Annotated in this window: 23 protein-coding genes; 9 read left to right on the top strand and 14 right to left on the bottom strand. The window is 45.4% G+C overall.

Features of this window, described 5'->3' with window-relative positions; all coding sequences use genetic code 11:
- Positions 1-34: 34 nt before the first annotated feature.
- The 3 genes from KNP88_RS08875 (at position 35) to KNP88_RS08865 (ending at position 1,908) form a co-directional block, all read left to right on the top strand.
- Entirely contained in the window at positions 35-274 is a 240-nt protein-coding gene (locus KNP88_RS08875) for a hypothetical protein (protein WP_029331998.1), read from the top strand.
- 100 nt (positions 275-374) lie between these two features.
- Complete coding sequence (gene motA / locus KNP88_RS08870; RefSeq protein WP_214893401.1) at positions 375-1,160, top strand: flagellar motor stator protein MotA; 786 nt, start codon at positions 375-377, stop codon at positions 1,158-1,160.
- Positions 1,135-1,908 carry a flagellar motor protein MotB gene (locus tag KNP88_RS08865; RefSeq protein ID WP_029332000.1) on the top strand — a complete coding sequence of 258 codons (774 nt, stop codon included), beginning with the start codon at positions 1,135-1,137 and terminating at the stop codon, positions 1,906-1,908. The genes motA and KNP88_RS08865 overlap by 26 nt, the downstream gene beginning before the upstream one ends.
- 240 nt (positions 1,909-2,148) lie before the next feature.
- Here the strand turns inward: KNP88_RS08865 and KNP88_RS08860 are convergent, their stop codons facing one another.
- From KNP88_RS08860 to KNP88_RS08835, 6 genes are all read right to left on the bottom strand, one after another.
- Positions 2,149-2,682, bottom strand: a complete 534-nt coding sequence (locus KNP88_RS08860) for a DUF420 domain-containing protein (protein WP_088838161.1) — start codon at positions 2,680-2,682, stop codon at positions 2,149-2,151.
- A gap of 3 nt (positions 2,683-2,685) precedes the next feature.
- Entirely contained in the window at positions 2,686-4,113 is a 1,428-nt protein-coding gene (locus tag KNP88_RS08855) for a dihydrolipoyl dehydrogenase family protein (RefSeq protein ID WP_029332004.1), read from the bottom strand.
- Positions 4,110-4,490, bottom strand: a complete 381-nt coding sequence (locus KNP88_RS08850; protein WP_214893335.1) for a DUF1499 domain-containing protein — start codon at positions 4,488-4,490, stop codon at positions 4,110-4,112. Before KNP88_RS08850 ends, KNP88_RS08855 begins: the two co-directional genes overlap by 4 nt.
- 98 nt (positions 4,491-4,588) lie before the next feature.
- Entirely contained in the window at positions 4,589-5,974 is a 1,386-nt protein-coding gene (locus KNP88_RS08845; protein ID WP_088838163.1) for a sensor histidine kinase, read from the bottom strand.
- Entirely contained in the window at positions 5,971-6,663 is a 693-nt protein-coding gene (locus KNP88_RS08840) for a response regulator transcription factor (RefSeq protein WP_088838164.1), read from the bottom strand. Before KNP88_RS08840 ends, KNP88_RS08845 begins: the two co-directional genes overlap by 4 nt.
- Positions 6,664-6,686: 23 nt before the next feature.
- Positions 6,687-7,949, bottom strand: a complete 1,263-nt coding sequence (locus KNP88_RS08835) for a hypothetical protein (protein ID WP_214893333.1) — start codon at positions 7,947-7,949, stop codon at positions 6,687-6,689.
- Between the two features lie 126 nt (positions 7,950-8,075).
- Here KNP88_RS08835 and KNP88_RS08830 point away from each other — a divergent pair, with 126 nt between their 5' ends.
- Positions 8,076-8,882 carry a Cof-type HAD-IIB family hydrolase gene (locus KNP88_RS08830; protein ID WP_214766381.1) on the top strand — a complete coding sequence of 269 codons (807 nt, stop codon included), beginning with the start codon at positions 8,076-8,078 and terminating at the stop codon, positions 8,880-8,882.
- 156 nt (positions 8,883-9,038) lie between these two features.
- On the opposite strand, the gene KNP88_RS08825 is transcribed toward KNP88_RS08830, so the two are convergent.
- Positions 9,039-9,698, bottom strand: a complete 660-nt coding sequence (locus tag KNP88_RS08825; protein WP_214893331.1) for a uracil-DNA glycosylase — start codon at positions 9,696-9,698, stop codon at positions 9,039-9,041.
- 81 nt (positions 9,699-9,779) lie between these two features.
- On the opposite strand from KNP88_RS08825, the gene KNP88_RS08820 reads away from it, so the two are divergent.
- Complete coding sequence (locus KNP88_RS08820) at positions 9,780-10,502, top strand: WecB/TagA/CpsF family glycosyltransferase (RefSeq protein ID WP_214893329.1); 723 nt, start codon at positions 9,780-9,782, stop codon at positions 10,500-10,502.
- Between the two features lie 50 nt (positions 10,503-10,552).
- Here the strand turns inward: KNP88_RS08820 and KNP88_RS08815 are convergent, their stop codons facing one another.
- Entirely contained in the window at positions 10,553-11,185 is a 633-nt protein-coding gene (locus tag KNP88_RS08815; RefSeq protein ID WP_214848265.1) for an NAD(P)H-dependent oxidoreductase, read from the bottom strand.
- Positions 11,186-11,354: 169 nt separating this feature from the next.
- Positions 11,355-11,813, bottom strand: coding sequence for a MarR family winged helix-turn-helix transcriptional regulator (locus KNP88_RS08810; RefSeq protein ID WP_214893399.1), 459 nt, complete (start codon positions 11,811-11,813; stop codon positions 11,355-11,357).
- Positions 11,814-11,983: 170 nt separating this feature from the next.
- Here KNP88_RS08810 and KNP88_RS08805 point away from each other — a divergent pair, with 170 nt between their 5' ends.
- On the top strand, positions 11,984-12,238 hold the full coding sequence (locus tag KNP88_RS08805) for a hypothetical protein (RefSeq protein ID WP_088838169.1): 255 nt from the start codon (positions 11,984-11,986) through the stop codon (positions 12,236-12,238).
- Positions 12,239-12,256: 18 nt separating this feature from the next.
- The gene (locus KNP88_RS08800) at positions 12,257-13,228 is read left to right on the top strand and encodes a LacI family DNA-binding transcriptional regulator (protein ID WP_214893327.1); all 972 of its coding nucleotides are present in this window, start codon (positions 12,257-12,259) and stop codon (positions 13,226-13,228) included.
- Positions 13,229-13,287: 59 nt separating this feature from the next.
- On the opposite strand, the gene KNP88_RS08795 is transcribed toward KNP88_RS08800, so the two are convergent.
- The 5 genes from KNP88_RS08795 to cbpA form a co-directional block, all read right to left on the bottom strand.
- Positions 13,288-13,950 carry a C40 family peptidase gene (locus KNP88_RS08795; RefSeq protein ID WP_214893325.1) on the bottom strand — a complete coding sequence of 221 codons (663 nt, stop codon included), beginning with the start codon at positions 13,948-13,950 and terminating at the stop codon, positions 13,288-13,290.
- A 231-nt stretch (positions 13,951-14,181) separates the two neighbouring features.
- Positions 14,182-17,325 carry an efflux RND transporter permease subunit gene (locus KNP88_RS08790; protein ID WP_214893323.1) on the bottom strand — a complete coding sequence of 1,048 codons (3,144 nt, stop codon included), beginning with the start codon at positions 17,323-17,325 and terminating at the stop codon, positions 14,182-14,184.
- Between the two features lie 38 nt (positions 17,326-17,363).
- Positions 17,364-17,927: a TetR/AcrR family transcriptional regulator gene (locus tag KNP88_RS08785; protein WP_214893321.1), complete on the bottom strand. Its 564-nt coding sequence runs from the start codon at positions 17,925-17,927 to the stop codon at positions 17,364-17,366.
- Positions 17,928-18,102: 175 nt separating this feature from the next.
- Positions 18,103-18,867 (bottom strand): pyrroline-5-carboxylate reductase family protein, encoded by a 765-nt coding sequence (locus KNP88_RS08780; RefSeq protein ID WP_214893319.1) that lies wholly within the window; start codon positions 18,865-18,867, stop codon positions 18,103-18,105.
- A 64-nt stretch (positions 18,868-18,931) separates the two neighbouring features.
- Complete coding sequence (gene cbpA, locus KNP88_RS08775; RefSeq protein ID WP_214893317.1) at positions 18,932-19,570, bottom strand: cyclic di-AMP binding protein CbpA; 639 nt, start codon at positions 19,568-19,570, stop codon at positions 18,932-18,934.
- Between the two features lie 335 nt (positions 19,571-19,905).
- Here cbpA and KNP88_RS08770 point away from each other — a divergent pair, with 335 nt between their 5' ends.
- Positions 19,906-20,523 (top strand): DUF47 domain-containing protein, encoded by a 618-nt coding sequence (locus KNP88_RS08770; protein ID WP_214893315.1) that lies wholly within the window; start codon positions 19,906-19,908, stop codon positions 20,521-20,523.
- A gap of 16 nt (positions 20,524-20,539) precedes the next feature.
- Positions 20,540-21,544 (top strand): inorganic phosphate transporter, encoded by a 1,005-nt coding sequence (locus tag KNP88_RS08765; RefSeq protein WP_214893313.1) that lies wholly within the window; start codon positions 20,540-20,542, stop codon positions 21,542-21,544.
- Positions 21,545-21,600: the final 56 nt, after the last annotated feature.

The following is a 21,600-nucleotide window of genomic DNA, read 5'->3' as shown; positions in this document are numbered from 1 at the left end:
GACGTGTTAACTTTAAAGGAGGTTGAGGGAAACAGTGGACCCTAGGACGGCTGACCATTCGATTGAGGATGTCTCGCGAAGGCTAGAACGACAATCACAATGGATGCCCGCACAGTTATATTATCAATTCGAGGAATTATTATCGTTACATCTGGAACAACCGATTCTAAATGAATTGTATAATGTATTAAAAAAATACGACGTATTAACCGATATAGAGCGTGACGAACGAAACGAAAGCATTCAATTGCTGATCGACGAAAACGGCGCTTAATTCTCGGTTTTTGGATTTCCGAGCAGAAGATGCGTCTTCTGCTCTTTTTATTTTTTCGTTCACGACCCTAACAACATGTGGAAAGGTGGCACAATTAACAATGGATATCGTGTCGATAATCGGTATTATTCTTGGACTCATCACGCTCGTCGGAGGAATGATTCTAAAAGGTGCTCCTCCAATCGCCTTACTGAACCCTGCAGCACTCGTCATCATCTTTGCAGGTACAGCAGCAGCCATCATGATTTCCTTCCCGAAGGAACGGCTCAAATTGATTCCAGCCCTGTTCAAAGTCATCTTCTTCGAACAAAATTTAATGACCAAACAAAATCTCATGCTTCAATTTTTGACACTATCGACGCAAGCGCGTAAAGAAGGTCTCTTATCGCTCGAAACAGCGATTGAAGAAGTCGACAACGCGTTCATGAAACGTGGTGTCATGATGGTCATTGATGGTCAACCTTCTGAATATGTGGAAGATGTCATGACACGCGACCTCGAAAACATGACAGAACGCCACCATGCGAACGCGAACATTTTCACACAAGCTGGTACATATGCTCCGACCCTCGGTGTTTTAGGGGCCGTCATCGGTCTAGTCGCCGCCCTATCCGACCTGTCGGATATCGAGAAGCTCGGACACGCAATCTCGGGTGCCTTCATCGCCACATTATTCGGGATTTTCACCGGGTATGTTTTATGGTTTCCATTCGCGACGAAACTCAAACAAAAATCAGCAAGTGAAATTCAACTCTATGAAATGATCATTGAAGGAATTCTTTCGATTCAAAACGGGGAATCCCCAAAAAACTTGGAGGATAAGCTACTCGTGTATCTGACGCCGAAGGAGCGTGAAACTTATGAAGCGGAAAAAGAAGCCGCATGATGAACACATCTCGGAAGGTTGGCTGATTCCGTATGCCGATCTTTTGACTCTGTTACTTGCGCTTTTCATCGTCCTTTTTGCTTCGAGTAACGTCGATGCCGTCAAACTAAAAGCGATGTCTCAATCATTCAGTTCCGTCTTCAATGGCGGCTCCGGCATGATTACCAATAGCTCGCTCGCGACTTCACAAGAAGAAGAGGACGAAAAAAAGACGGATGCTCGGACGAAAGCACAAAGTTTTGAAATCTCAGAGCTCGAAAAAATTAAAGCCCAAGCATCCGACTATATCAAAAAAGAAAAGCTCGAAAAAGATATTAAAGTCGAAATCACGAATGAAGGTCTCGTCTTCACGATTCGAGATCGCGCTCTATTTTCTCCTGCGCAAGCTGAAGTCAAAGGCGACGCCATCCAAATTGCTCAAGGGATGAGTAACTTACTCGTCAAATCTGGACAACGCCAAATTCAAGTGTCTGGTCATACAGATAACATCCCCATTCGTACGGCACAATACCCGTCGAACTGGGAACTCAGTACGGAACGCGCCATCAGTTTCATGCGTGCGTTGCAAAAAAATCCAAAGTTAGAACCAAAACGGTTCACCGTCACAGGATACGGCGAATACCAACCCATCGCTTCGAATCAAACAGAAAGCGGACGAAGTCAAAATCGGCGCGTCGAAGTCCTCGTCCGCCCGTTACTTGATATCAAAGCAGCGAATTTGCTAGACGAAACAACGGTCAAACCGTAAGAAACAACTAATTTCGAAGATGAAGATACACACGAAGGGATTGCCATCTAACATTGATGCGCAATCCCTTTAGACTGTAAAAACCTTTTTATGAAGCGTGAACATGCTGCAGGAATAATGTCAATTTTCTCGCCTTGTCTTCAAAGAAGCAATTCACATTGCACTAAGTGCGAAACAAAAAAGTGAGTCCCCAAACACAGACAAGCTGCGTGAAGACCCACTTAACTCGAACATTCATTTTTAGTAATATGGACGAATCATGATGTAGACGATGACACCCGTCAGACTGACATACAGCCAGAGCGGCATCGTAAAACGTGTCCATTTTTTATGTTTCTCGAAATTTTGATTGAGCGCATGTGCGAGCGACATCAAGACGAGCGGGACAATGACCGCTGCCAAAATGATATGCGAAATCAAAATAAAGAAATAGACCGGGCGAACGAATCCTTCGCCGCCAAACTTCGTCGACTCACTCACGGCGTGATACGTCACGTAAGAAACTAAAAAGAGTGTCGTCGTCGTCATGGCACCACCGATGAAACGGCGGTGATTGATCCGGTTTCCACGACGAATCGAAATCCATGCTCCAAGTAGGAGCATGAACGTAAAACTGTTAAAAATCGCATTGAAAAACGGTAACAACGTCCAATCAAAGCCATCACTCACCTGAAGCGGTGGCGCGAAAAAAAGTAAGGCGACAAGTAAGTTGATGACGAGCGTCAAAATAATGACGACCGGCACAAAATTACGCCGTTTAGCAGGTTCTTGCATGAATCATTCTCCTTGTTTCCAGTCAAAGTATCGTTTCAACCATTTCGGCAATGGACCATCAAAGAGACGCTCACGCCAGTAAAGATCAGCCGCACGTTGCACAGCCGCACCACGAATCGGATACGGGTGGACGACACGTGACAATTGACCGACTTTATCTTTACGAGCCATCGCATAAACGACTTCTTGCATCCACTCGCCAGCTTGCTCCCCAATCGCATGAGCACCAATTAGTTTACCACGTTTGTTCGCAATCAATTTGACGCGTCCTTCTGTCCGACCATTGATGACGAAACGATCGACTTCATCGAGGCCTGTTTGATAAACCTTGATTTCGTCATATTTTTCGCGTGCTTCTTCTTCGGTCAATCCAAGATGGAACAGCTCAGGCGTCGTGAATGTGACCCACGGGACGGCACGGTAATCGGGCTTCGTCCGTAAACCGAATAAGGCGTTCGTAACGACCGTCTTACCTTCAAGACCTGCGACGTGTGTGAATGGTAACGATTGAATCGTATCACCGACAGCAAAGATGTGCCGTTGACTCGTCCGAAGTGATGCGTCGACTTGCACGTACCCTTTTTGCACATCAACACCGGCGCGATCGAGGCGTAAGGCTTCAATCCGCGGTTTACGTCCGACAGCGACGAGTACGGCATCCGTTTCGATGACACGTGATTCTCCATCCGTTTCGACCGTGACTTCAATCCCACCTGACGCTTTTCGAACTTGCGTCACCGTCGTGTTCAGATGCAACACAAGCTCTTGCTCAATTTGACGTTGCAAGACTTCAACCATGCCTTTATCTTCTTTCGGCATCAGTGATTTTGCACCTTCAATGACCGTCACTTCTGTTCCGAGATGCGCGTAGGCTTGTGACAGCTCCATCCCGATTGCGCCGCCCCCGATGACGAGCAGACGTTCCGGACGCTCCGTCTGTTCAAAAATCGTTTCGTTCGTCAAATACGGAACCGTATCAAGACCATCGATTGGCGGAATGATTGGTTGCGAGCCTGTCGAAATTGCAAATTTTTCCCCGACAACAAGTTGTCCTGCTACCTCGACTTCGTTTGCACTGAGGAAACTCGCTTCACCGATATAGACATCTACGCCTAAGTCTTCGAACCGTTTTGTTCCGTCATGGGATTGAATGATGTTTCGTGCCCGGTCGACGCTTGCTTTCGTTTTCGAGTAGACCGCGTCACCATTTAATGTGACATTATATTTTTCAGCAGTCTGCTTCATGACATAGACATCGTGTGCTGCTTCAATCAACGCTTTTGACGGGACACACCCGTAGTGTAAACAATCTCCACCGAGATGCGTATGACGTTCAATCAAAGCGACGTGCGCACCAAGACTTGCAGCACCAGCTGCAATAGTCATGCCTGCTGCTCCACCACCGATAACGACGAGTTGATAACTTTTCATTGTGTCTCCTCCTTCTGATAACGGTTAGCGATATCTTCCATCCGCTTTCGATTGACGCCCCAGTCGGAGTAACCGACGCGTGAGGCAGACCGGAAATGGACGAGATGAGTCGACTGATCCAAATAAAATTCGACATCATCCTTGAAGTGGAAAAACTTACTCGAGAAGACAGCATGGATATAGTCTGGTGTTTCTTTCACGATTTTAACTCGGTCGAGACTTTGTAAAATCCGCATGACTTGGAATTTCGAATCTTTCATCGTACCTTTGAACGGTAATGGGTCCATCTTTAACGCTTGTTGATCCGTTTGTGTCGATACCGCGTTCGGTTTTCCGTTTAGCGGACTTAATGCTCCATTTGAGACGCCAAGTGCCATGTCTGATTCCTCCGTTTCATTTCTTGAAAAAAATAAATACTATTCCCATTTTACTTTACCAGTTCGATTTCGAAAGCGCTTCTCATTCGACTCCCCCGTTATGCTTTCGTCACCGGAAGCAAGATTGTCGCGATAGCACCACCTTCTGGTTGATTATCGATAAATAGTTTTCCTTCATGTGCTTCAACGAGTTCACGGCAAATCGATAGACCCAGCCCGGTCCCACCTTTTCCTTTTTGGACTTGATAAAATTTCTCCGTGACATGACGTAAATGTTCTTTCGGGATTCCTGGTCCTTCGTCACTAAAGGATAAAAAGAGCACGCGTTCTGAACGGACGAGACGGATTGTAATTTCGCCACCTACGGGTGAAAAACGAATCGCATTATCTAAGAGGTTCAAGAAGACTTGTTTCAGTCGATTCTCGTCGTAGAGACCGATGACTTGTGCTGGTAACTTCCGCACGATGGTGACTTCTTTTTCTTCGACCTTTTGACGCAGTTGGGCCGTGACGGCTTCGATGATTTCCGTCAAGTTGACTTCCTGACGGTATAAGACGAGGCGACTCGTCTCAAGCTTCGAAAAGTCGAGTAACTGTTCAACGAGTGAAATCAGTCGTTCCGTCTCCGAGTGGATGATGCCCATACCGAGCGAGGCTTCTTCCGGTAGACGCTCTTTCTCTGCGAGCAATGTCTCACTCCATCCTTTGATTGAAGTCAGCGGTGTCCGTAACTCATGTGATATCCCAGAAATAAATTCATCTTTCAACGTTTCTTGTTGCTTGATCTGTTGTCCCATGTAGTTGATCGTCCGCGCAAGTTCTCCCAGTTCGAACGTGTAGGCCTCATTCACTTTAACGTCGTAATGTTGCTTCGCGATTTGATCTGACGCCCCGATGACTTCTTGAATCGGTCGGACGATCGAGGAGACGAGTCGGGAAGAATAAATATAGGCGAGCCCCCAAATGAGGATTCCGAGCAAAAGGATTGCTAAACAAATCTCCATCACCCGTTGATCGATTTGATTGAGTGACGTCGTATAACGTAACGCCCCTGTCGTCTGTCCGAACGAGACGACGGGTTCTGTCACTTCAAGCAGATGTTCATCCGTTGCAGCATCATCATAACGCTTCGTTATTGTTTCCCCAGCTTGGAGTTGTGTAATCTCTTCGTTCACTAATTTTCGTTTTGAGATGAAGCCGGTCGACGAATAGCGGGGGACGCCCTTCGCATCCAGCACCTCAATCTCAGCATCTTCATACGCATAGGAATCGAGGACGTCATGAATCGTCGCATCTGAATCCATGTAGTCATATGCCAAGCCACTATTTGCGAATAGGACAGCGCTCGCATTCGCATGCCGCTTCAAGACGTCTGTCGCCGTCACATAATAATAGTTATAGGTCACAAACGATAAAATCCCGATGACGAGCAGAACGGTCACCGTAATAATCGTCATGAACCGCATCAATATCTGTCGTTTCATTTTTCGTTACGCCACTTGTAGCCATGTCCCCACAACGTTTCGATAAACTGTGGTTCAGCCGGGTTTTCTTCAATTTTTTGACGAAGACGACGAATGTTGACATCGACGGTTTTTCGATCGCCGAAATAGTTTTCTCCCCAGACGGCATCAAGCAATTCATCCCGTGACATGACTTGATCTTCATTTTTAATGAAATGACAAAGTAAATCGTACTCTGTCGGCGTCACTTCGACATCGACGCCTCCTTTTTGGACACGTTTCGCGCCAAGATCAATCCGGAATGGTCCTGAAATCAGCTCGCGTGGTTGCTTCCGACGACGTAACGTTTCGACGCGTCGTAACAACGATTGAATCCGAGCCAGTAATTCGGCCGGGCTAAACGGCTTCGCGATGTAATCGTCCGCCCCGACACTGAGCCCCATGACTTTGTCTTCCTCACGTGTCCGTGCTGTCAACATGATGATCCCGACGACTTCATCTTGCGCCCGTGCTTGCTCGCATACAGCAAATCCATCGACTTCAGGCATCATGATATCGAGTAACATAATATCGAATGTCTCTTGTTTAAATTGTTCTAACGCTTCTCGGCCATTTTCCGCTTCACTCACTTCATACCCTGCCCGTTTTAAATTAATGACGATGAAACTTCGAATCGCGTGTTCATCCTCAGCCACTAATATTTTTGTCATGTTCGCTTCCTCCTACTTCGACTCTATTCGACGAGCGTTACGTTCGCTGCGTACTCTTCATATGATTTTGTGACATCCACGACATAAACGTAGTCAATGCCTTCTTTGATTTTCTTTTTTTGTGGACTGGCAATGTACTGATTTTTCGGAATCACTTCGATTTCGAAATCGATCCCGTTCGTCTCCTGATTGATGAAGCGGATTCGATTATCTTTTTTATCAATCGTCTCTCGCGTCGCCCAGCGCGCCGGGAAGCGCATGACGAAATTGTATTCTAAATCGATGTATTGTTCTTCTCGGAGTTCAAATCCCGATTCGAGAAAAGGCGCCACGTCCAAGCCGTTCCATGTGTAATAGGCCGTGATACGCGGTTTATCCTCACCAATCGGACCACTGCTGTTTTTTGGTGTGTACTGGTGTGCAAACTCTACGATTCCATCTTTATCAACGTCTTTCGGATACGTATACATCGGTTCGATGATTTCTGCTTGATCGCCGAATGTATGCTGCACAAGCCGACCTTCGTCCAGTTGAAACAGCGCTACATGCATCGCGGCATCACGTGTAAAAGAAATGAGCAATCCTCTTTTTTTAGACACATCAATCGAATCAACTTCAAACAAATCATGATCCGCGAACAAGTCACCCTCTTTTGTCGTCAAAGACATCGCTTGGCGGTCAGATGGATTTAACACATCCTTGTAGTACATCACTTTTGCCGGTCGCCCTTTTTTCAAAAGAAGCATATCTTGTTGCTGATCTTGATTTAAGTCAGCAATCGTGACTCGATCGTATGTATCTACCTTCGTAATGTCTGCCGTTGGTTGAAGGAGATTTTTTAAGAGATAAACCGTGTTCGTCTCAAGATTCGATATACCAATCACTAATTGATTAGACGTTTTCATCGGATTCAACACAACATGCAGTTGGTCGATTGCCTTTCCTTCTGCAATCGGTCGTCGTACCTTTAATGACCAACTCTCTTGTTTACGCTCGTGAACCAATAAATGAATTTGGAAGTCTCCGTTCACTTCAGTCCGATAAAAGGTGACCGCTTCTTGATGACCGTCCTGATTCAGGTCGATCAATTCATATAACCGTGATATCGACTGGTTTCGGGGGGCGATGATTTCTGCTCGTTCCGGGAGGTCGTGCTCAATTTTTTCCTTTAATGCAGTCTCCCATTTCGGTAGGGCCGGATGCTGTAGTAAGGTCGCAGGGTGCGGCAGGCTCAGGCCACATCCTGCTAAATATAGGGTCGATAAAATAATGGCAACATATCTCATAGTGGTTGAATCCTTTCCATTCGTGCTCTAATCAAACTGTATCATACTCTTCCTAAGGAGAGTATATTGTCGAATAGGAGGCAACTTGATACGATAGAACAGATAATTGAAAGGGGCTTACACTGAATGGCTTACGAAATGATTGTGCTCGATCTTGATGATACATTGTTGACGAGCGACCATACGATTTCCAAAAAAACGAAACAGGCACTACTCGACGTACAACGTCGCGGAAAAAAAGTCGTCCTCGCGAGCGGACGACCTACTTATGCGATGACTGATTTAGCGAAGGAACTTGAACTCGAACGTTACGGAAGTTTCATCCTTAGTTTCAACGGTGCATCCATCATCAACTGTCAGACAAACGAATCACTGTTTTCGAGCACACTCAGCCCGGAAACGGTTCATGGGCTTTACGATTTAAGTCGTCGTGAAGGCATCTATATCCATACGTACGTCGGTCACGAAATTTTTACGGAGACACCGAACGAGTATACGACGCTCGAAGGTCAATTGACGGGAATGGACGTCATTACGGTACCGGACTTTAAAGCTTCCGTAACAGAGCCGGTCGTCAAATGTCTGATGCTTGCTGAAGAACAACGCTTAGCGGAAGTCGAACAACAACTCCAAGTCGAACTTGCGGGTCAACTCGCAGTCGCACGTTCTAAACCTTTCTTCCTTGAGTTCACAGAAGCTGGTGTGACGAAAGGTACGAGTTTGGAACTTCTCGCTCGTCACCTCGGTATTAAACAAGCAGACGTCATCGCCTGCGGGGACGGCAACAACGACTTATCGATGATTGAATGGGCAGGTCTCGGTGTTGCGATGGCAAATGCTGCCGATACCGTCAAAGAGCGCGCTCAGCATATGACGGCTTCAAACGATGAAGACGGCATCGCACTCGTCATCGAACAATTCATGATGGATTGAGTTTTCAAATGACGATGCGCTAACTACAAAAAGCCGAATGTCTTCCCGCACTTAAAAAGGGGAAATCATTCGGCTTTTTGTAGTGAACCTCCTACCTAAAACAGAATTTCCTGTTCGTTTGTCAACCGTCTAATCCCGTTTAGAATATTCTCTGTTTCATGAGATACACCAATCAATCGGTTGGCGCCCTTGTTCTTCGAGCCACCGATTGACACGCGAGTAAGGCCGACTCCCAAAAAAACCACGGTTCGCCGATAACGGGCTCGGATGGACCGACTCCACTATCAGATGACGCGAGGTATCAATTAATACTTTCTTACTTTTTGCATGATTTCCCCAAAGAATAAACGCAATCGGTTCCTCCTGTGCACTGAGTACTTCGATCACTCGGTCAGTAAAGGCCTCCCAGCCCTTTTTAGCATGGGATCCGGCCTTCCCATCTTCGACCGTCAACGATGTATTCAAGAGGAACACCCCTTGATCCGACCACTTTTCGAGATTTCCAGTCGTTGGTTGCGTGCATCCTAAATCGGTTACAAGTTCTTTATACATGTTTCGTAACGACGGTGGAATCTTGACCCCGTCGTTCACGGAAAAGCTTAATCCGTTCGCTTGATTAGGTCCATGATAAGGGTCCTGTCCTAAAATGACGCATCGAACGGCTGACGGTGCGACCGCATCAAACGCATGAAAAATCCGATCCTTCTCCGGATAAACCGTTGTCTCTTGATAGGCCGATTGAACGAACGACCAAAGTTGTTGAAAATATTCTTTTTCTTTTTCTTCTTTTAAAATCGTTTGCCAAGCAGGATGCATGCAACTTCACTCCTTTTTCGGTCTTAGGACCCTGTTTGTTTAGATGGGTTCTGCTATGATGGAAAATGAGGTGGATTAACAATGATTCAAACAACAGAACTCTTCGGGTTACCGTTCGTCAATGCCACACCATCGACATGGTATACCCATATTAAAACAGTCTTACACGACAATGAAAAAGCTTTTCTTGTGACGGCAAATCCCGAGCTCGTTCTCCGCTCTTTGCGTGATCCGGAATACAACGCCATCCTGAAGAGGGCGACGTTCATCACACCAGACGGCATCGGTGTGACTGCAGCCAGTAAACGTCTAGGCAACCCATTGCAGGCGACGCTTCCTGGAATTGAAACGGCACGGGAATTGTTGCGAACGGCTGACAATTTACACAAACGTGTCTTCTTACTCGGAGGTCGCCCGGAAGTCATGAAATCGTTGATTAAACAATTAGCGATTCGTTTTCCGAATATCCAGTTCGTCGGGACGTTTCATGGATTCGGTAAGGATCAGGAAGCTGCTGACGCCATTCGCTCTGCACAGGCTGATTTAATCCTTGTCGCGCTCGGAGCACCCAAGCAGGAGCAATGGATTGCTTCCGTTTATGATCTCGTCGATCGCGGCATCTTCATCGGGGTCGGTGGTGCCTTCGATGTTTGGTCCGGTCATAGCAAACGAGCCCCTAAAGTGTTCCGCAAACTAAAACTAGAATGGCTTTACCGTATTTCGACACACCCTCGCGGTTTCGAGAAACTAAAGGACCTCGTTTTGTTTGCATTGCTTGTTCTACGTAAAAAATCACACATCTAATCAAAAAAATCCCTTCGTCCAGTCATTCGGACGAAGGGATTTTTTGAAACTTACGCGTTGACCGTTGAGAACGAACGACCTAGTTCTTTCGCTTTTGCGATTGCTTCTTCTTTGATTTCTTCTGCTTTTTCTGGGTTCATCGCCATACCTTCGATGAAGAGCGCGTCGTATTCAGTCACACCTGTGAATGCGAGTGCTTGACGGAGATAATCGTCACCGAAGTTCAAACCAGAACCTGTGTAAACGCCGCCTGTTGCTTGGATGTGGAGTGCTTTTTTGCCTTCCATCAATCCTTTTGGACCTTCAGCTGTGTAGGCAAATGTTTTTCCAGCAAGAAGGACGCTGTCGATGTACATTTTGAGTCGTGCCGGGAATGAGAAGTTCCACATTGGTGTAACGAAAACATACTCGTCAGCTGCCATGAACTGCTCGAGGTGTTTCGTCATTGTCCCGACTTTAGCGATTTCAACTTCTGAAAGCTCTTCGCCTGTCGCGAATTTGCCCCATGCGCTTAATACGTCTGTATCGATTTCTTGGACGTCTTCGCTGTAGAGGTTAAGTACTTCTACTTCTGCATTCGGGTTTGCTGCTTTATAGCTTTCAAGGAACGCTTCACCTGTTTGAAGACTGAACGAGTGTTCCGTAGATTTCGGGTTTACAGTTACATAAAGTAATTTAGTCATTTTTATTTCCCCTTTTTATTTAAAGTAATTTCTGTAACTAAACATACCAACATCATTTTCATTTGTCAATTAGTTTGATTTCAAAGTATTAACGGATCAAAGATAAACAAAAAAGATGCAATCCCACCTTTCGGTGACATTCCATCTAGATTGAATGGATCGGCTGGCATTACGCTTTTTCAGAATGCGTATAATTATCTGCCCGGTACCCGATTCGTTTGAGTTGATCGATCAATTGTTCTTTTTCGCTAACCGTCAAGTCGCTGAATAAGTCCGTCAAAAATGCTTCATGTTTCGGGAACGTTTCTTCCATCAATGCTTGACCTGCCTCAGTCAACGTACCGAATGTGACGCGACGGTCTGTCGGGCAAGATTTTCGTGCTAGTAGTCCACGATTTTCAAGTTTATCTACTACGTAAGTGACACTTCCACTCGTCAATAAAATCTTGTCGCCGATTTGCTGGAGCGGTGTATCGCCTTTATGATACAACAACTCAAGCACACCAAACTCTGAAGGATTCAATTGATGGGTCTTGATGTCTGCTTTTACTTGTTCCGTCACAGCATGCATCGTTCGCGATAAGACTACGAGCAATTTTAGTGCTAGTTTCGAATCTGTCGCTTCCATTTTACGTTCGCCCCTCTTTATCTTGATTCGCAAATAATCATAGTCCTCTTTTTTACATTGGTCAATTGCGGTCGAAATTCTCATGACTTCTTCTTCTTGAAATTGTTCTTGCCGTGGAACGCGTTCCATAGTCTATCGTCATGGTATACACTACTAAGGAGGTCTTCTATATGTCGCTTCATACACGACTAAAACGTCTCTACAAATGGAACGTCGCCTTCGAACTTGCGATTGAGCAGCTCGGGACGCCGACCGGTTATTACCTTTGCAAACATACCTTGATTGAACAATATCCCCATTTAACACCGGCTGAAAAAATGAAGCTTCTCGAAAGAATTACGGAGCAAATCGAACGCTCTGATTCGTCGTCTGGACCGATCACGAAGCAACACTGGATTCAACTCGAACAACAACTATCTAGCTAAGGATGGGAGGGATTTTGAATGACGAACATTCGTGACTTGGCTCACGAAGCAAACGTTTCCGTGACGACGGTTTCACGCGTCCTCAACGATCATCCTTATGTCGCTGAAGAAAAGCGGCGTGCCGTCAAAGAAGCCATTTTAAAGCTCGGCTACATCAGAAATCAGACAGCTGTCCATCTCTCGACTGGACGGACGAAAACGATTGGCGTCATGCTACCGTTCGTCGACCATCCCTATCATGCCGCGATTCTTCAAGGAATCGCTAAAAGTGCCTTCGAGGACGCCTATCGTTTTTTAACGTGGCAAACGAACTATTTCGAAGAACATGAACGAACTGTTTTACGCGCGCTTGCGCAACGGGAAGTCGATGGTTTAATCATCGTCTCACACAGTCTTGCCGTCTCTGAAATTCTTTCGTACGAACAATACGGTCCAATTGTCTTTTGCGAGTTGCATGAATATGTCTCATCCGTCTATATCAATCATTACACTGCGTTTTGTAAAGGCTTGACGGTACTCCAGCAACTCGGTCACCACCAGATTGGTATTTGCCTTGGACGGGCTGATAGTACGAATAGCCGCGCCCGCAAGCAAGCCTATCATGATCTCGTCGAACCTAATTCGAATGATTGGGTATATGAGCAAACGTTGACGATTGAAGATGGCACCCGTGTCGCCGAACATTGGCTCAGTCAGAAACAGCGCCCTTCCGCTATCATGACGACGAGTGACCACGTCGCTGCCGGACTGATCATCGCGCTCAGAAAACGAGGGTACCGTATCCCGGAGGACCTATCTGTTATCGGGTTCGATGGCAGTGACCTCGCAGAAGTGCTCGATTTGACAACGATCGCGATTCCTTATACGTTAATTGGTCAACAAGCTTTTTCGCTCGTAACGCGTGATGTCACGAAACAACCGTTACAAATCGAAATCCCGGCAACCCTTCGGATGGGGAATACTGCGGCACAGCTTCCCTTTGCTGATTGAGAATGAGAACTAAAACACCCGCTTCTTGTCTCGCACAAGAGCGGGTGTTTGTCTTGTTCTTATAAAGTTCCTGCCGCGACGTAACGCGATCCCCAATACCCACCGCGGAATGATTCTTTGACGACTTGACCATAATACGAGTTAGCATTGATCATCGTCGAACCATCGATTGCAATACCGACGTGCTGGATGCCACCGCCATGCGTGAAGAACACGAGATCTCCGGCTGCTGGTGCCGTCCGTTTCGTTGCTGCATATTGTGAGGCTGCCGTACGTGGTAAAGATTTACCGAGCGCACGGTAAACGTAACTTGTGAATCCAGAACAATCAAAGCTCGTCGGACCTGTTGCACCAAAGACATATGGACGTCCTTTCAACCCTTCAGCGACAGATACAATCGTCGCACCTGTTTTTGAGAGTCCCGCTGTTGCTTTTTTATTGTAGCTCTTCGTGTACATCGCAGCGATGTACGCTGTCTTACCTTGATAACGCAACCGATACCAGTTGTTTGAGGTTTTGCTCGTGACAGTGACTGACTGGCCGAGCTTCAGCTGACCGAGTTTCTTCCCACTGACCGTGGCTTTCGAACGGATATTCAACACATCGACTGAGACGACTACTTTTTTTGCCGATGCTGCTTTGGTTGCTTGTGGGACGGCACTCCAACTGCTAACGACTAATGTCACGAGTATAAATAAACGGATCCAGAGCGATACTTTCATCTTTTACTAATCCCCTTCTAAGTAAAGTTGACGGTTATGTAAAACGAATTAAATTGTCAGATAATTTCTGTTTTTATCCTATCATTTTGATTCCATCGCTCGTGTTACAGTTTATTGACAGGAACACCTTCCTGTAATACTTTTGTAATAAAATAAAAAAACAGGTTATAGAACGGCTTTATGAAGCCATTCTATAATTCCTGTTTCAGAGAGATTTTTGCTTGAAATCAATTAATCGATTGACTTCTTTTTCCGAAAACGTGCTAAGAACTCATAGACAATCGGGACGATGAGAAGTGTGAGTAACGTCGAACTCGTTAATCCACCAATGACCGTGACCCCAAGTCCTTTCGAAATCAACGCGCCTCCTTCTAGACCGAGGGCGAGTGGTGATAAGGCACCAATTGTTGCGAGTGCCGTCATCAAGATAGGACGAAGTCGTGTGCCTGCTGCATCGAGCAGGGCCTCACGTGTCGCCAGACCTTCATTTTCCTTATGAATGACACGGTCAATCAGGACGATTGCATTCGTGACAACGATTCCGATCAACATCAAGGCTCCGATTAGTGATGAAACCGAGATCGTTTCGCCAGTAATCAAGAGGGCGAGTAAACCACCGATGATTGCGAACGGAAGTGAGAACAAGATGACGAGCGGCGTCAATGCTCCACCGAATGTCACGACAAGAACGAGATAGACGATTGCGACTGCTGCTGCCATCGCAAGACCAAGTTGTGTGAACGATTCTTGAATCTGCTCCGTCACCCCGCCGACTTTGTAAGAAACACCTGTCGGAAGGTCAATTTTTTTGACTGCATCGTCAATTGCTTGTGATGCTTCCGTCGCTTTATCTGTTTTCAGTTCTGCTGTCACGGTTGTGACGAGTTTCCCGTCTCGTTCATTTAACGAGTCCGGTGTCGTGCCTTTTTTGGCAGAAACGAAATCAGATAACTTTTTAACACCGAGCGGCGTCGTGATATCAGCTGCTTCTAAGTCATCAATCGAGTCGTACGTCGTTTGTTCGTTCGGTACGATGACGTCCAATTCTTTACCATCTACTTTTATAGTAGAAAGTGGTTTTTCGACACCTTGCACGTTAGCGATTCCTTGCGCGAGCTGAGCTGTCGACACACCGAACTCGGCAGCTTTTTGTTGGTCGACTTCAAACGTGTACTGCGTATATGAATCTTTTAAGTCGGTCGTTACCTTCCGAACGTATTTTGATTCACCTTCGATTGCTTTAACGAACTTCGGTGTGATCGTTTCTAGATCTTCGATTGAATTCGCGAAGACTGAATACGAAACACCCGATGAACCGGCACCACCACTGAAGTCTTGTTCTTTCCATTCTCCAGTCGGGATGGCTTCATTCAAGTCTTTCACTGCCTGTTGCTTCACGTCTGCGAAGTCCTCTGTATCTGGATCATACTGGGCGATGAAGACCGCTTGTTTCGTATTTCCCGGATTAAGTGGATTTTCGCCTCCGACCGTGAACTGGAGATTGTCGATATTCTTTTGTTTATCGAAATAAGCTTCTGCTTGATCCGCTGCCTCGAGCGAGTCATCAAGTGTTTGACCTGGCTTCGGATTATACGTCACATAAAACGTTTTTTCACTCTCTTGATTCAAGAAGTTGACCCCAATCGCCGGTACGAGAGCAAAGCTTCCGACAAGCATCAAGACTGCAAGACCGAAGACGATTAATTTATGGTTCAAGGACCAGTTCAACACGCCACGGTACCAGCTCGCTAATTTCCCGCCATCTTCTTTTTCCGGTTTCGGTGCTTTCCCACGTTTGAACAGTGAGTCAGCAAACATCGGTACGACTGTTACGGCAACAATCAGCGATGCGAATAATGCAAAGACAACTGTCAGTGCGAACGGCAGGAACAATTCACCAACAAATCCTGTTACGAACCCGAGTGGTAAGAAAACAGCAATCGTCACGATTGTCGATGATGCGACCGGAATGAACACTTCACGGGTTGCATCGATGATTAAGGCTTTACCTTTAAGTTTTTCGCCGGGATCCGTTAAGCGACGGTAAATATTTTCGATGACGACAATCGAATCATCGACGACACGACCGATTGCGACCGTCATCGCACCAAGTGTCATGATGTTCAACGAGATGTCCATCTGTTTCAAGACAAGAATCGCCATCAGTAACGACAACGGAATCGAAATGACTGCGATGATTGTCGATTTAAAGTTGCGTAAGAATAAAAGGATGATGATGATCGCAAATAATGCACCAATCAACGCTTTACTGATCATCGTTGAGACAGACTCTTCAATCGGTTTTCCTTGGTCGAGTGTGACTGACGTTTTGACCGATCCGTTTTCTTTTTCAAAATCTTGAATCGTTTCTTTGACGGCAGTGACGACATCGACGGTATTCGCATCCTGTGATTTCGTCACTTGAATTCCGATTGAACGTTCACCGTTTGACCGCGAAATCGATTCTTCGATTCCTTTATCTTCTACTTTTGCGAGCTCAGACAATTTAACAGTCGGGACTTGTGTTGGTGTTGGCGCTTGTCCTTCTGTTGGTGCTTGTCCTTCTGTTGGCGCTTGAGGCATCGTCGGAGCTTGTGAAGGAGCTGCCGGTGTATCGCTCGCTGCCTGTTGCGGCGTATAAGGCAAACGAAGATTTTTTAATTCTGTGACCGTCGTAGCTTTTCCATCAAGCACAACAGCTTGCTCTTTATCACCAAGCTCGTATAAGCCGAGTGCTAAACGCGAATCATTCGCTTGAATCAGTTGCTTGACGTTATCTTCTGTCAATCCATATTGCTGTAGCTTTTCATCATCGAATCGAATTTCAATCCGACGAATCTCTTGTCCAGCGATTTGAACCGTTTGAGCGCCTTCGATTCCTTCAAGTTTCGGTTGAAGTTCTGTCTCGACGAGCTTCGTCAACTCGGAGAGTGAACGTTTTTCATCTGATACTGCGAAACCGACAACGGGGAAAGCATCGAATGAAATCCGTGAGACATTTGGTTCTTGCGCGCCTTCTGGTAATTCAACATTCGCTAATGCTTCTTTGACTTGTTGTTCTGCTTCATCCATATCCGTACTGAAGCTGTAGTCGATTTGTAGATTTGAGGCGTTTTGGAAAGATGTCGATCGGACCGTCTCGACGCCTCCTAGATTTTCGACCTTACTTTCGAGTTCTCGACTGACTTCATCAAGGACTTGTTCAGGCGTCGCCCCTGGATAAATCGTCGTTACCGAAACAGTCGGTGTCGTAATGTCTGGTAGCGTTTCGAGTTTCATCGTCGTTCCTGCATAAATCCCAGCGACGGTGATGATGATCGTCAGCAACCAAAGAGCAAATTTATTATTCACTGAAAATTGAATGATACGCTTCATGGTAATTATTCGCCTTCTCTCTGTTTTTTATTTCATGTTTACTCTTTATCTGAAGCTTGGTCGATTTCGCGCGCCCGCTTTAATAGACGCTCGACCAATTGTTGACGCTCTGCTTTTGACGGCTGAGCGAACTTAAAGTGCTCCGACATTTTCAATCCATCTAATACGAATCGAATCATCATCGCTTCGACCGGATCAGCGCTCTCCATCAATTGATTAAAGAACTGATTAACTTGCTTTTTTCGTTCTTCGACAAACGCTTCATTTTCTTTCAAGAACGATAACAAAAACAAGACTGTATCGATATCCAAGTGAAACTCTTCCTCGTGATTCGCTTGTAACGTGACGAACGCTTCCATCTGACCTAAACCTTGATCCAGATATTCTTGATACTGCTTAAACTGACGGGCTTCTTGCTCTTCAATCACACCCATCAGCAGCTCTTCTTTAGAAGCAAAATGGTACAATAAGCCACCCTTAGAAACATTCGCTTGTTTCGCGACTTCTTCTAACGTCAATTGCGGAAACCCACGGCTCATCATGACTTGAACAGTCGCGTCAGTGATTCGTCGTCTCGTTTCTAACGCTTTCGCACTAACCATATGTTACCTCCTCCCTTTTTACTGTACCGTCCAGACGGTTTCTTTCTTCACTATACGAATTTTCATTTAATAATGCAACCGTCAATGCATGTTTCACGTGAAACGTTTTCAATTTTTACGAAAAAAGACACATTCTCGTCTGAACCGTGACGGAATATGCCTAAAGTCGTTCGATTTACGCTTCGCGTGCACTCTCACTTAGTGCCGCTCGCATTATTTTCTTCAATTCATGCGTACGTAACACTTGAACCCCACGATCAGTTGGTCCACCCTCCGCAGCGACATCATCAATCAATGCCTCAGTCGGTCGATCGTCTTGAAGCAAAAGTTCGGCCGACCCTTTCATTGCTTGGGCGATGATACGACGCGCCTGTTGTGTTTCAAATCCGGCTTCCGTCAAAACAGGAGTCATTGCGCCCACAATTTCATAGAAGAAAGCCGGACTGCAGCCAGCTGCTGCCATTAAAAACGGCATAGTCGTTTCATCCGTTTCTACTACCTCACCGACGCGTAGAAAAAGTTCCTTCGCCAATTGTTTGTGTTCCATCACTACTTGATGACCGAACCAAAGTCCTGTCATCCCTGTCCGAAAAGCAACCGGTGTATTCGGCATCGCACAGACCGCACCGCAACCTGATATCTGTTCAATTTCATCCGGTGTGATATGTGCTGCGACAGAAACAAGCAGTTGATTCGTCCACTCATGACGCTCTACGTATTCCAGTACGCCGTCAGGTTGCATGGCTAAGACGACGATATCGAATGACTCGATATTCTCTTCTTCAATGATTTGAACACCATGTTCATTAGCGAGCTCTGATAAACGCTTACGATCTGCACGATTCGTCATCGTAATTGATTCGGGCGCAATTCCCGAATCAATCCATCCTTTGACCAACGATTCACTCATCGATCCTGCACCAACCATTAAAATGTTCATACCGTTCCTCCCACAACAAAAAAGGACCTGTTGTGCCAGGTCCTTTTCGTATTTTCCTTTTTAATTATACACGAAGTTCCAAGTCTTCGACAGCGACGACACGAAGCCCTTTTTCGTTCAATTTCTTCACGATTTTATTTTTTGTTTTCTCATCACAATCAAGCGGAAGGGTAATGAGAACACGACGCATGACACTACTTTTGGCATCAAGTGTCATAAGACTAGCAACCGTCGAGTACTTGTTGACGATTTTTGCGATTTTTTCAAGAGCACCTTTTTGTTCACTCAGTGCGACCGTCAACACGTAGCTTCCTGAATCACGATTCCATGCCTCTTCTAACATCCCAAGCATTTTCCCGTGCGGTAAAATACCAAAGAATTGACCGTCATCATTTAGTACGGCGATGTATGGTAATTCTTTGATCGAAAAGAAGACTTCAAAGAAATTGCTTGCTGTATAGATGAATTTTGATGTGTTCTTAATGAGTGTCATGACATTGTCATCTAAACTGCCACCATTCATCCCATGGCGATAAATATGCATTTTATAGATATTCCCTTTAAATTCTTGACCTGACTGGTCGAGTACAGGTACGCAACGATATCCTGTATCTTCTAACGTCTTTAACGCTTCACGAAGCGTTGCCGTCTCTGAAATCTTGATACATTGGTGTTTTGGTATACATAAACTTTGCACGAGCATACAAAACGTCCTCCTCTATTTCACTTTGTGTTGTAACCTACTTCTTCATCTTTTGTACTTATTCGTTCTGTTATCCATTTTTCCTGCTTCTCTTCTATTCCCTACTATTACAATAACAAAAACAAAGGTGAAACCCATTGAATCCAAAGAAAATAACCTTAAAAAATGTTTATTCAGACTATTTATTAATTTATCAACCCTATTAATTTTAAGTTTTATTAAGTTTTCGTAAACGCGGTACATAGTTGTATTCTTTTACAATAACGTCTGATACAATCGAACTCGTGAAGTTACTTCACTATTCTATTCTTGTTCTTAATATGGAGGCAGAAGAAATGTTTAGTAAAAAACAAGATCCATTCGCAGTGAAATTATCCGAGATTGCAGGACACTTGCAACAGACGTCACAGTTTTTCGTTGATTTTAAAATCAATGGTATTGCGGACGTTAAAGAATTCGCGCATAAAGTCAAAGACTTTGAAACCGCTGGTGACGACTTGATGCACCAACTGATTATCGACTTGAACAATGCGTTCATCACACCGATTGATCGCGAAGACTTGCTTGCACTCGCGAACTCACTGGATGATGTACTCGATGGATTTGAAGAATGTTCCGCGATTTTTGAGATTTATAACATCGTCCTTGCCGACGAACATATGATTAAATTCGTCGATGAGATTCATATCGCCGTCAACGAACTCGCTTTAGCGATGGACCTTCTTGTCGCACGTAAGCTTCAACCGATGCGTGAACATGTCATCAAAGTAAAAGAACAAGAAACGATTTGTGATGACTTACGTCGTAAATCAATCAAAGCATTGTTCGCGACTGAAACTGATCCAATTAAAATCATTCAATATAAAGAAATCTATGAATCGCTCGAATCAATCGCCGATTACTGCCAAGACGCAGCAAACGTCATTGAAACGATCATCATGAAAAACGCATAAGTGAGGAGCTAACGAGATGGATAGTCTGTTTATCATCACCGCTATAATCGTGATTCTCGCACTTGGCTTCGATTTCATTAATGGTTTCCACGATACGGCGAACTCGATTGCGACTTCAGTGTCGACTCGTGCATTGAAACCACGTCACGCCATTGTCCTTGCTGCGACGATGAACTTTTTAGGGGCAATCACATTTACTGGAGTCGCTAAGACGATTTCCGGGGACATTGTTGACCCGTCGACACTAGAACACGGAAGTTATGTCGTCATCGCTGCTCTCCTCTCTGCGATTGCTTGGAATCTATTGACGTGGTACTTCGGTATTCCGTCCAGTTCTTCGCATACGTTGATTGGTTCGATTGCCGGTGCTGCGGTTGCTTCAGTCGGATTCGGCGGTATTGAAACAAAAGGCTTCTTAAAAATCGTCCAAGCCTTATTGATTTCGCCAATCCTTGCTTTTACACTCGGTTTTCTCGTCTACGGCATTTTTAAAGTAGTTTTCAAAAAAGGGAACTTGGCGAAGACGAATCGTCGCTTCCGTCATATGCAGATTGCGACTGCAGCCCTTCAATCATATACACACGGAACGAATGATGCACAAAAAGCGATGGGGATCATCACCCTCGCCTTGATTTCTTCCGGTTTCCAGACCGATCATGATGTGGCTCTTTGGGTAAAACTCTCTTGTGCCATCGCGATGGGACTCGGGACATCTGTCGGTGGATGGCGGATCATCAAAACAGTTGGTGGTCAAATCATGAAAATTCGTCCTGTCAACGGCGTAGCGGCTGACTTGACATCTGCTGCGATCATCTTTGGTGCGACAGCGATTCACCTTCCTGTATCAACAACGCATGTGATTTCCTCTGCCATCATGGGTGTCGGAACATCGCATCGTAAAAAAGGTGTTAAATGGGGTACGGCTAAACGAATGTTGATCACATGGGTCATCACATTACCAATTTCAATGGCATTCGCCGCTCTGATTTATACGATTCTTGATTTTCTTTTCATTAAATAATCTCGTCAAATAATCTCGTCCCCCACTCGTTCATTTGAGGTGGGGGTTTTGCTTAC

The sequence above is a fragment of the Exiguobacterium sp. H66 genome (assembly GCF_018618705.1).
Taxonomy (GTDB): domain Bacteria; phylum Bacillota; class Bacilli; order Exiguobacteriales; family Exiguobacteriaceae; genus Exiguobacterium_A; species Exiguobacterium_A oxidotolerans.
This window is presented reverse-complemented; position numbering and strand designations above follow the sequence as displayed.